Consider the following 11,549-nt stretch of genomic DNA (forward strand, 5'->3'; position numbering starts at 1 on the left):
TCACCGCACCCCTACCGACTTGTCGACCCGGAGCGCGAGGACGGCCACGGCGGCGCCCAGCGCGATGCCGGCGGCGACGTCGCTGGGATAGTGCACACCGGCCAGCACGCGCGACAGCGCCATCGGCGGTATCAGCATTGCGGGTAAGGGCAGCCCGGTCGCGCGGCCCAGCAGGATGGCCGCGGCCGTCGTCGACGTGGCATGCGCCGACGGGAAGCTCAGCTGGCTGGGCGTGCTGACGTTCACCGCGACGGCCGGATGATGCGGGCGCTTACGCCGCACCACCCGCTTGATCAGCACCGCGGCCGCGTGCGCGGCGAACGCGCCCCCGCCGGCCACCACAAACTCCCGCCGTCGTGCGGGAACAAACACCGCGCCCAGCAGCGATACGGTCACCCAGCCGATGCTGTGCTCGCCGAAGTGTGACAGGGCCCGCGCCGCGGGCAGCACGCCCGGCCGGTCCGCCAGCGCCGACTGCACAGCCACCATCAGGGCGACCTCGCCAGACGGAGGCTCGGCCGGTTCAGCCATGGTTTGCCGCCGCGCGGTCCCCGGCGGCCGCGGAATCGATGGGCAGCACCGTCTCCCACTTCTGCTTGCTGGACAGCACCGGCAGCGCTTCCCGATACACCCGGCGCATCTCGTCGAACCGCTTCGCCAGCTGGCGTTGCCGGCGCATCGACTGGAACAGCAGCGCGAACATCTTGGACCGGTCACGCTGCCGATAGACGACGCCGCAGCCGTCGGCGGTGGTGACGGTGACGCCGTCGACCGTGCACAACCGGAACCAGCGCGCGTCCTGGGTCGGCACGTTGTACTCCGGGCGCTGGTGGTGTTCGGGGTCCGCGGTCTTGAGGTTGTGCAGGATGCCGCGCGCCAGCCGGTAGCTGATGGTCAACGGGTTGACCGGCGGCTTCATCGCCTTGTTCTTGTGCAGCGGCGCCGGCAGTTCGCTGGCCGCCGGCAGCACCACCGCGTCCGGGTAGGCCGTGCGCATCGCCCGCACTTCCGGCAGCGCCGATTCCAGGATGGAAAAGATGTGCTCCGGCCCGGCCAGGAAGTCGTCGATGGCCCGGTTCTGGATTTCCACCGTCGAGTACTCAAGGCAGGCAAGGTGTTTCAGCGTCGCCTTGAAGTGGCTGCGGACCAGGCCGTTGACGTCACCGTTCCAGTGCAGCGCCGCGACCACCAACCGGTTGCGCAGGTGGAAGTAGGCCTGCCAGTCGATGGCGTCGTCCTTGTCGCTCCACGCCATGTGCCAGATCGCCGCACCCGGCAGGGTGACGGTCGGGTAACCGTGCTCGGCGGCACGCAACCCGTAGTCCGCGTCGTCCCACTTGATGAACAGCGGCAGCGGCTGCCCCAGCTCCTCGGCGACCTGGCGCGGGATCATGCAGGTCCACCAGCCGTTGTAGTCGACGTCGATGCGCCGGTGCAGCAGCTTGCTCTTCTCTTCGCTGTCGTCGAGCGGATACTCGGCGAAGTCGTGGTCGTACTCGGCGTGTGCGGCGGCCGTCCACATGAAGTTGGTCCGGTCCACCACCTCGCCCATGATGTGCAGGTGCGACGGCTCCTGCAGGTTGAGCATCTGGCCGCCTACCAGCATCGGCGACTTGGCGAAGCGATGCATGGCCAGCACCCGCAGGATCGAGTCCGGCTCGATGCGGATGTCGTCGTCCATGAACAGGATCTGCTGGCAATCGGTGTTTTTCAGCGCCTCGTACATGACCCGGCTGTAGCCGCCGGAGCCGCCGAGGTTGGGTTGATCATGAATGGACAGCCGGGCGCCCAACCGCTCGGCAGCCGCGGGGAAGTCCGGGTGGTCGCGCACCTTGCGGACGCCCTGGTCGGGCACGATCACCGCGCCGATCACGGCGTCCACCAGCGGGTCCGCGGTGAGTTCGCGTAGCGCGTTGGCGCAGTCCGCGGGCCGGTTGAAGGTGGGGATGCCGACGGCGATGTTGGCCGTGCCGGGGGCGGGCACGGTCGCGTACCAGCCGCCGCCGAGCAGGGTGACCGCGGTGTCGCTGGTGATGTCGAACCAGATCCAGCCGCCGTCCTCGAACGGCTGCAGGCCCACCTCGATTTCCAGGACGGCCGGCGCCTCGTCGGATCCGGCGAACTGGCGCCCCTCCACGAAGATGCGGGCCCCGGTGGCCTTGGTGCGGTAGACGTCGACTCGGCCGGAGCCGGACAGCTCGACCCGCAGCACCACCGAGGTGCAGATCGACCAGCGCCGCCAGTAGCTGGCCGGGAAGGCGTTGAAGTACGTGGCGAAGGACACCTCGGACTCTTTGCCGATCTGCAGCGACGTGCGGGTGGCCGCGTGGGCGCGCCGGGAGTTGGTGGCGGACTCCTCGAGGTACAGCTTGCGCACGTCGAGCGGTTCGCCCGGCCGCGGCAGGATGATTCGGGATAACAGGCTGACTGCACTCATTCGCGTGCACCTTCTTCTATCAGCGGGGCGCCGTCGCGCAGGTGCGGCGCGAGGACGTTGTCGTACATGCTCAGCGCGCTGGCAATGGCCATATGCATATCCAGGTATTGGTAGGTGCCCAGCCGTCCGCCGAACAGTACCTTCGACGACGCCGTCTCGGACTTCGCCCTCGCCCGATAGGCGGCCAACAGGGCGCGGTCGGCCTCGGTGTTGATCGGATAGTAGGGCTCGTCGTCGTCCTCGGCGAACCGGGAGAACTCCCGCATGATCACGGTCTTGTCCGTCGGGTAGTCGCGTTCGACGTGGAAGTGCCGGAACTCGTGGATGCGGGTGTAGGGCACGTCGGGGTCGTTGTAGTTCATCACCGGCGTGCCCTGAAAATCGCCGATCGGCAGCACTTCCAGCTCGAAGTCCAGGGTGCGCCAGCCGAGGCGGCCTTCGGCGTAGTCGAAGTACCGATCCAGCGGGCCGGTGTACACCACCGGCGCGTCGGGGCTGTCGGCCCGCAGCTGTTCGCGGACGTCGAACCAGTCGGTCTCCAGCCGTACCTCGATGCGCTCGTCGGCGGCCATGTTGCGCAGCCAGGCGGTGTAGCCGCCGACGGGCAGGCCCTCGTAGGTGTCGCTGAAGTACCGGTTGTCGAAGGTGTAGCGCACCGGCAGCCGGGTGATGTTGGCCGCGGGCAGCTCCTTCGGGTCGGTCTGCCACTGCTTGGCGGTGTAACCCTTGACGAACGCCTCGTACAGCGGCCGGCCGATCAGCGAGATCGCCTTCTCTTCGAGGTTCTGCGCCTCGGCGGTGTCGATCTCGGCAGACTGCTCGGCGATCAGCCGCCGCGCCTCCTCGGGAGTGAAATACCTGCCGAAGAACTGCGACACCAGGCCCAGCCCCATCGGGAACTGGTAGGCCTGGCCGTTGTGCATCGCGAACACCCGGTGCTGATAGTTGGTGAAATCGGTGAACTGCCGCACGTAGTCCCACACCCTCTTGTTGGAGGTGTGAAACAGGTGGGCGCCGTACTTGTGGACCTCGATACCGGTCTGCGGCTCGGGCTCAGAGTAGGCGTTGCCGCCGATGTGGGACCGACGGTCGACGACGAGCACGCGCTTTCCGAGTTGGGTAGCCACGCGCTCGGCAACGGTCAGGCCGAAGAATCCGGAGCCGACGACGAAGAGGTCATAGCGACCAGAAGGAGAAGTCATCGGTTGCCTAGGTTATCCGACCTTGCTCCCAAAACCCGATTTGACGACGCGCAACCGGGCGGGGTTTGGCCGCCGAAAGCTCGGTTCGACCCGACGGCGATGCGAGTCATCGCGCAGGTAGCGATTGGCTCACGATTCGATCTCGCCACTCTAGTCACAAGAACCACACTCGTACCATCGAACATGTGAGGTTCATGCCGTGCACGACGGGCAGAGACGGACCGCACAACGAATAGTCCCGATTAAGGGTCCAGATTGAGGAGACTTCCGTGCCGAACCGACGCCGACGCAAGCTTTCTACAGCATTGAGCGCGGCCGCCGCCCTGGCAGTCGCGAGTCCTTGCGCATATTTCCTTGTCTATGAATCGACCGCAGAAACCAAGCCGGCCGAACACCGCGAGTTCAAGCAGGCGGCGCAGATCACCGACCTGCCCAACGAGCTGATGTCCGCCCTGAGCCAGGGGTTGTCGCAGTTCGGGATCAACCTGCCGGGCGTCCCGAGCTTGACCGGAACCAGCGGCCTGACCAGCCCCGGCCTGGGCGCCAGCCCGGGTCTTGGCACCAGTCCGGGCCTGGGCGCCACTCCTGGCCTGGGCACCACTCCGGGCCTGGGCACCACTCCGGGCCTGACGAGTCCCGGCCTGGGGGCATCGCCGGGCTCGCTCGCCGCGCCGGGCACCACCTTGACGCCGACGACGGGCGCCGGGGTCAACCCCGCGCTGTCGAACCCCGCGCTGACCAGCCCGGCCGGGGTGTCCCCGGGCCTGACCAGTCCCGCCGGAGCCAATCCGGCGATCGGCGCGCCGATCGGCGCTCCAGGGGAGGTGCCGATCGCGTCGGGCGCCGGATTGGACCCTGGCGCCGACGGGACCTACCCGATCCTGGGCGGTGACCCGGGGCTGGGCGGCGGCAGCGGCCTCTCACCGGTCTCCCCCGCGTCGGCCGCACCGGCCGGTGGCGGCGGGCTGCTCAACGACCTGATGCAGGCCGCGAACCAGCTGGGCGCCGGGCAGGCCATCGACCTGCTCAAGGGCCTGGTCATGCCGGCGATCATGCAGGGCATCCAGGGCGGGGCTCCCGCCGCCGGCGCGGCCGGGGCCGGGCTGCCCGCGGGTGGCATCCCGACGCCGTCCATCCCTGCGGGTCTGGGCGGGGCCGCGCTGCCGGGGGCCGCGGGTGCCGCGCTGCCGGGCGCTGCGGGGGCCGCGTTGCCAGGCGCCGCGGGGGCGGCGGGAGCCGCACTGCCGGGTGCCGCGGGCGCCGCATTGCCAGGCGCCGCAGGCGCCGCGGGAGCCGCGCTACCGGGGGCGGCCGGCGCACCCGCCGCGCTGGCACCCGCCGCGGGAGCGGCAGTGCCCGCGTTGACCGGCGCCGCCGCGCCGGTGGAAGTCCTGCCGACCGGATAACACCGGGCCTAACCAGGGGAGCCTGTTACCTGACGGCACCGCAGAGTCTCGAAATTCTGCGGTGCCGTCGAACAGGTTTCTCAGCCCCTATACCGTGTCGACACACCAATACCAATAGGCACACGCGTAACATCGCCTGGTGCCGTCCCGCAGTCGCGCACCCACGATGATGCTCACCGCTATCGCGGCGACCGTCGTGATCGTCGCGTGGCTGATGCTTCCGACGCGCCCGAACTCCCCCGCACCGCCGCCGCCGCGCGACACGCAGCTCTCCGAGCAACCTCTCGTCGGGCTCGGTGGCGGCGTCACGGTGCGCGAGCTCACCCAGGCCACCCCGTTTTCCCTGGTCGCGCTCACCGGTGACCTGGCGGGCACCTCGGCGCGCGTGCGCGCGAAGCACGCCGACGGCGCTTGGGGAGCCTGGTATCAGACCGAATACCAAACGGGTGCGCCGGACAAGGAAGGTCCGCGCAGTACCGATCCGGTGTTCGTCGGCGCCACCACCACGGTGCAGGTCGCGATCACCCGCCCGCTCGACGCGGCGGTCACCCAGGCGCCCGCCGGGCCGACGGCCCCGGCCCCGGGTCTGGGGTACCGCCCGGCCAGCACGGAACATCCCTTCGGGGAGAACATCACCGCGGTACTGATCTCCCCGCCCGAGGCCCCCGCCGGATCGCATTGGACACCGCCGTCGCGGGTCATCCAGCCGGGCCAGGCCCCCAGCATCATCAGCCGCGCGGAGTGGGGCGCCGACGAATCGCTGCGCTGCGGCACCCCGCAGTACGACACCGGAGTTCGCGCCGCCGTCGTCCACCACACCGCGGGCAGCAACGACTATTCACCGCAGGAGTCGGCCGGGATCGTCAAGGCCATCTACACGTATCACAGCAAGACCCTGGCCTGGTGTGACATCGCGTACAACGCCCTGGTCGACAAGTACGGGCAGGTGTTCGAGGGCAGCGCGGGCGGACTGACCAAAGCGGTCGAGGCGTTCCACACCGGCGGATTCAACCGCGACACCTGGGGCGTGGCGATGATCGGCAACTTCGACGACGTGCCGCCCACTCCGCTGCAGCTGCGCGCCGTCGGTCGGTTGCTCGGCTGGCGCCTGGGCATGGACAGCGTCGACCCCAAGGGCACGGTGGCACTGGAGTCCTCGGGCAGCCACTTCACGACGTTTCCCGCCGGCTCGGTGGCAAACCTGCCCACCATCTTCACCCACCGCGACGTCGGCAACACCGACTGCCCCGGCAACGCCGCCTACGCGCTGATGGACGAGATCCGCGACATCGCTTCGCATTTCAACGATCCGCCGGAAGAGCTGATCAAGGCGCTGCAGGGCGGCGCGATCTACGAGCACTGGCAGGCGATCGGCGGGATGAACAGCGTGCTGGGCGCACCGACGTCGCCCGAAGCGAGCGGACTCGGTGCCAGCCGTTACGCCACCTTCGCCAAGGGCGCGATGTACTGGGCACCGGAGATCGGCGCCCAGCCGGTCACCGGTGCCATCTACGACGCCTGGGCCTCGCTGAGCTACGAACGTGGCCCGCTCGGGCTGCCGACAGGCGCGGAACTGCAAGAGCCGCTGCAGATCACGCAGAACTTCCAGCACGGCACCCTGAACTTCAACCGGCTCACCGGCAACATCACCCAGGTCCTCGACGGCATCACGAGCTCGCTGTCGACCGACCTGCCGAGCGGGCCGACCGTCCCGGCCGAGCACTTCTCGTTGCCCGCGCATCCGGGCAACTAGTCTGCTGATTTGTGCCGGAGACTCCCTATCTGACGATCGATCTCGACCGGGTGCGGGAGAATTTCCGAAGGTTGCGGGCCGCGCTACCCGCAGCGCGGGTCCGCTACGCGGTCAAGGCCAATCCGGCGGGTCCCATCCTGCGACTGCTCGCCGCCGAGGGCGCGGAATTCGACGTCGCGTCGGTCGGCGAGATCGACGCGTGCGCCTCGTCGGGGATCGCCGGCCGGCTCATGACGTTCGGCAACACGGTCAAGAAGCCGGCGGAGATCGGCCGGGCCCACACGCTGGGGGTGCGCCGGTTCGCGTTCGACACCGACGGCGGGCTGGCCGCGATTGCCGCGCACGCTCCCGGCGCGGGCGTGGAATGCCGCATCGCGCCGGTGTTTCCGTCGTCGGTGACGCCGTTCGGGCACAAGTTCGGCTGCGCCGTCGACGAGGCCGCGGGGCTATTGCGGCGGTCCCAGGCATTGGGATTGCGCGCTGAGGGGGTGTGCTTCCACGTCGGCTCACAACAGCTGGACCCGGCGGCATGGGAACTCGGGATACGCAGTGCTGCTTTAATCTTCGAGGCCGTCGGGGAGCTCACCACCATCAACGTCGGGGGCGGGTTCCCGCTCGGCTACGCCGACGGCGCGCCGGGCATGGAGGTGGTGACCGGCGCCATCGCTTCAGCGCTGACACGCCACTTCGGCGCCGAACCACCGCGGCTCGTGGTGGAGCCGGGGCGCCTGCTCGTGGCTTCGGCGGGAGACATCCGCTGCGAGGTGGTTTCGGTGCGCACCGGGACCGACGGCAGGCGTTGGGTGTACCTGGACGTCGGGCGCTACGGCGGCCTCGCCGAGACGGAGAACGAATACATCCGCTACCAGTTGCGCACCGATCGCGACTCTGATCCCGTTGCCGACGCCGTGGTGGCCGGCCCGACCTGCGACGGCGACGACGTGCTCTACCAACGGTACCCGCTGCCGGTCACGCTGCGGGCCGGCGACGTCGTCGACATCGAGGACGCCGGCGCGTACTCCGCCAGCTACGCGTCGGTGTCATTCAATGGCTTTGCCCCGCTGGCAACGTATTTCGCGGGTCGAGCGCCCGCCGTCGACATCGTCGAGCCGTTGGCGCCCGGGCTGACCCGCACCTGGCACCTCGCCGAGGTCATCTGCGACGTGCGAACTCCGTTCCAGCATCTGGTGATCGGTCGCACCGAGCAGGGCATCGCGTTGTTCAGTGACGGCGAGCGGCAGAGCACCGAGTTCAGTCAGCTGGTGTATCACGAGGCGCTACTGGTGCCGGCGCTATTGCTGGCCGACACGATCGAGCGGGTGTTGGTCATCGGCTCCGGCGAGGGGGTGGTCAGCCACTTGGCCGTGGCCGCCGGCGCCACGCATGTCGACCATGTCGACATCGATCTCGACGCCGTGCGGCTGTGCGCCGAGCATCTGCCCTACGGCTACTCCTTGGACGAACTGTCCAGGGCGGAAACCGGACTCGGCCCCGTCACGATGCACTACCGCGACGGGTGGAGTTTCTTGGGCGAGTGCACCATGCGGTACGACGTCGTCGTCGTCGACCTTCCCGACGAACGAACCGAGCCCGCGCAGCATAACCGGTTGTACGAGTCGGACTTCCTGCGGAGGTGCCGCGAAATCGGCGGCGTCGTCGTCTTCCAGGCCGGCTGTCCCACGCTGTGGCGCAACGAGTCGCTGCGCCGGTCATGGCAGCGATTCCACGAAACCTTCAGCACGGTCGTCTATTTCGGCAGCGACGAGCATGAGTGGGCGTTTCTGTCGGGTGTGGCGTCGTTCGCCGGGGATCCTCTTGAGGTGATGACGGACCGGCTGGCGACCCTGCCTTTCCGGCCGCAGACCATCGACGCCGAGACGCTGGCCGCGGCCACTATCGCGCCGAAGGCACTGCGGTCTATGGGGCGTGGGGATTAGGCGTCGGCGCTTGCCGGCCGGCGCTTTGTGCACGCTCGAATTTGGGGCTTCCGCGAGTCCCAGGCGTCACAAGAAAGTTGGCATATGTCGCTTTGCCCGCCTCACAGCGACAACTCCCGACAATCGCTGCGCCACAGAGCAATTTGCCGCTCGGAGGTGGGCAAAGACGCACATGCTTCCGTTCCCGTGGCTAGAGTGACGGATGGTGCACGACCGCCGGCGACGTCCTACAGAATCGCCACCGCCACCACGATGCCCAACGCGAACTGCGACGCGGCCACCATCAGCGAGTCGTAGCTGAACTCGTCGGCGTCGAACAGGGTGTCCATGTCGATGCCGATCACCAGCGCGGCGATCCGCATCATCACCACCTGCGCGACGATCCCGACGAAGCCGAAAATCGCCGACCCGACAAGCCCTTCCACCAGCTTGCCCGACGACGCGTAGATCGCCAGCACCACGATCAGCGCCATGCTCACCATGCCGGCGGCGGCGACGACGATCGCGTTCGGCTTCCCCGCGTCGACCATCTTGCGCAGCGGTCCCGGCGTGGTGAGGTCGATCGCGTAGAAGCCGACGATCATCAGCACCAGCCCGACGATCGCATACAAGACGATCGCACCGACCCCGCGGGCGAGCACATTCCAGTAGCCCGCATCCCAATAGCCCGACAGCGCCAGGGTGGTTGTCGTCATCGATGATCTCCGTTCATTTCAGAGGAATCCGGTGTGGGACGAAAGCGGCGCCGTCATCGGTCACCAGTCCGGCGGTTTCGCGAATACCTAACCCGGCCGACGAATCCCCCACCAACCAGGCGCCCAACGCCGGCCGCATGTCGTCGAACTGCGGCAGCGGATCCAGCAGCTGGTAAACGAACCCCTCTTCCCCGTAGACACCGCCGGTGGCGGTCTCCATCCCGGCTCCGACGATCGTGATGTTCGCCCCCTCGCGGCCGAGCTTCGGTTTGCGAACGTATTCAGTCAGCTCGTGCGGATCGTCCAGGTACGCGGGCAGCAAGTTCGGGTGACCCGGATACATCTCCCAAAGCACCGCCAGGATCGCCTTGTTCGACAACAGCGTCTTCCACAGCGGCTCCACCCACGCCGTCTGCGGCATGCTCGCCACCACGTGCTTGCCGAACTCGTCGTCGAGCACCCACTCCCACGGGTAGAGCTTGAAAACTCCGTGGATCTGCGAGTCCTCCAGATCGACGAACCGCTCCAGGGCGGAATCCCAACCCAGGTCCTCGATCATCAGGCCGACCGTCTGGAAACCCGCTTCGGCGGCGGTCTCCTGCATGTAGGTGGTCGTGATCTGGTCCTCGCCAGTCGCTTCCACCCCCGACCAGGTGAAATGCAGCTCGCCGCTGGGCAGCGCGTCCCCCAACACCTTCCAGCGGTCCACCAGCTGCTCGTGCAGCGAGTTCCACTGGTCGTCGGCCGGAAACTTGTCCTTAAGCCAATACCATTGCAGGATAGCGGCTTCCAGCAGCGTGGTCGGCGTATCGGCGTTGTACTCGAGCAGCACAGCGGGCCGGCGCCCGTCGTAGCGTAAGTCGAAGCGGCCGTACACATGTGGGTCGGACCGACGCCAGGATTCGGCGATGGCCGGCCAACTCCATTCCGGCAGGCCGAAATCCGCATACCGCTCCATCAGCACCACTTGCTCGACGGCGTTCAGGCACATCGAGTGCAGCAATTCGACGTCGGCCTCCAGCGCCAGGATCTCGTCCATGTCGAATTCGTAGTAGACCGACTCGTCCCAGTACGGCCGGTCCCGACCGCGCGCGTCGCGCGCCGGCAACCCGTACACCAGCCCTTGGGATTCCACGATCGACTGCCAGCCAGGCCGCGGCTGCGTCCGAGCGCGCTTCACGAGCCGCCGCCGCCGAACTTGCCCCCGAGCCCGCCGCGCTGAATGGTGCTGCCCGAACCGGTCTTGATCGTCGCGCCCGACGGGCGGGTAGTCGTTCCGCCGATCGGCCGCGAACCGATGCCGCCCGAACTGCCGTAGTAGTACCGGTATTGGTGTCCGCCGTAGAAGAAAAAGCCGTTGAGGCCCGACGTGTGGCCCGTGCAGTAGCTGTCCGGGACGATCACCGGCTGGCCGTTCGGGTCATCCCGGACGCACTGGGCCATCACAGTGGGCGCCGAAAACGCCCAATACCCAAGTCCCGCAACCAGGCCCACCACCCCGACGCCCGCGCCGGCGCCGATCAGCCGGCGGTTCCGCTTCTTTCGCTTCTCCTCCGCCGCGAGGCGGGCCTCCTCCAGCTCGCGCTGCTTCTGCTCGTACTTGTCCCGGGCGCGCAACTCGGCGGGCGTCGGCGGGCGCGGCTTCGCGGTGGCCGCATCCTGGGACTTCATGCTGCCGCCGGACGCGAATTTGCCGGGCTCGCCGCCGAGCGGACCGACCTTGCGCGCGACGGGCTTGACCGGGACGGCGGGAGGCGGCACCGGTGTCACGATCGGCGGTTCCTCGCCGAAGGCAGGCACCGGCGGCGGCGGCGGCACCGGCGGAAGCGGCGCCGCGACCGTCGGGTCCGCGCCTACGTCGGGCAGCTTGGGCAACGTCTTGGGGAACGCGGATTCCTCGTCCCAATTGAAGGTGGGCGCGTCCCAGTCGAACGACGGCGCCTCCGGGTCAGACCACGGCGGTTTCGGCTTGGCGGCCGTGGGTTCCTCACCCGCGCTGCCAGGCTTCTTCTCCGGCTCACCCTTTCCGGGTGGCGGGTCGTCGTCCGACGCCACTAGCTGTCCTCGGGCCGAAACGGTCGCACGACCGGCAGTCTTTCACACCGGCGCGGCGTTGGGC

8 protein-coding genes and 1 pseudogene are annotated in these 11,549 nt (G+C 68.4%); 3 read left to right on the forward strand and 6 right to left on the reverse strand.

Features of this window, described 5'->3' with window-relative positions:
• The 3 genes from AC5Y5V_RS00350 to glf are packed head-to-tail and all read right to left on the reverse strand — an operon-like array spanning nt 1 to nt 3,639.
• Nucleotides 1-531, reverse strand: coding sequence for a phosphatase PAP2 family protein (locus AC5Y5V_RS00350; RefSeq protein ID WP_499930458.1), 531 nt, complete (start codon nt 529-531; stop codon nt 1-3).
• Nucleotides 524-2,437: a glycosyltransferase gene (locus AC5Y5V_RS00355; protein WP_499930459.1), complete on the reverse strand. Its 1,914-nt coding sequence runs from the start codon at nt 2,435-2,437 to the stop codon at nt 524-526. The genes AC5Y5V_RS00350 and AC5Y5V_RS00355 overlap by 8 nt, the downstream gene beginning before the upstream one ends.
• Entirely contained in the window at nt 2,434-3,639 is a 1,206-nt protein-coding gene (gene glf, locus AC5Y5V_RS00360) for a UDP-galactopyranose mutase (protein ID WP_499930461.1), read from the reverse strand. The genes AC5Y5V_RS00355 and glf overlap by 4 nt, the downstream gene beginning before the upstream one ends.
• Nucleotides 3,640-3,908: 269 nt before the next feature.
• On the opposite strand from glf, the pseudogene AC5Y5V_RS00365 reads away from it, so the two are divergent.
• From AC5Y5V_RS00365 to AC5Y5V_RS00375, 3 genes and pseudogenes are all read left to right on the forward strand, one after another.
• Nucleotides 3,909-4,835 (forward strand): annotated as a pseudogene (locus AC5Y5V_RS00365) (PirG); the annotation flags it as partial.
• 349 nt (nt 4,836-5,184) lie between these two features.
• On the forward strand, nt 5,185-6,798 hold the full coding sequence (locus AC5Y5V_RS00370; protein ID WP_499930462.1) for an N-acetylmuramoyl-L-alanine amidase: 1,614 nt from the start codon (nt 5,185-5,187) through the stop codon (nt 6,796-6,798).
• Nucleotides 6,799-6,809: 11 nt separating this feature from the next.
• A complete protein-coding gene (locus tag AC5Y5V_RS00375) occupies nt 6,810-8,735 on the forward strand; it encodes a spermine/spermidine synthase domain-containing protein (RefSeq protein WP_499930463.1) in 1,926 nt (641 codons plus the stop codon).
• 227 nt (nt 8,736-8,962) lie between these two features.
• On the opposite strand, the gene AC5Y5V_RS00380 is transcribed toward AC5Y5V_RS00375, so the two are convergent.
• The 3 genes from AC5Y5V_RS00380 to AC5Y5V_RS00390 are packed head-to-tail and all read right to left on the reverse strand — an operon-like array spanning nt 8,963 to nt 11,485.
• Entirely contained in the window at nt 8,963-9,430 is a 468-nt protein-coding gene (locus AC5Y5V_RS00380) for a DUF350 domain-containing protein (protein ID WP_499930465.1), read from the reverse strand.
• A 13-nt stretch (nt 9,431-9,443) separates the two neighbouring features.
• On the reverse strand, nt 9,444-10,610 hold the full coding sequence (locus tag AC5Y5V_RS00385) for a glutathionylspermidine synthase family protein (protein ID WP_499930467.1): 1,167 nt from the start codon (nt 10,608-10,610) through the stop codon (nt 9,444-9,446).
• The gene (locus AC5Y5V_RS00390; RefSeq protein WP_499930468.1) at nt 10,607-11,485 is read right to left on the reverse strand and encodes a hypothetical protein; all 879 of its coding nucleotides are present in this window, start codon (nt 11,483-11,485) and stop codon (nt 10,607-10,609) included. The genes AC5Y5V_RS00385 and AC5Y5V_RS00390 overlap by 4 nt, the downstream gene beginning before the upstream one ends.
• Between the last annotated feature and the right edge of the window lie 64 nt (nt 11,486-11,549).

Source organism: Mycobacterium sp. NGS68, assembly GCF_059812195.1.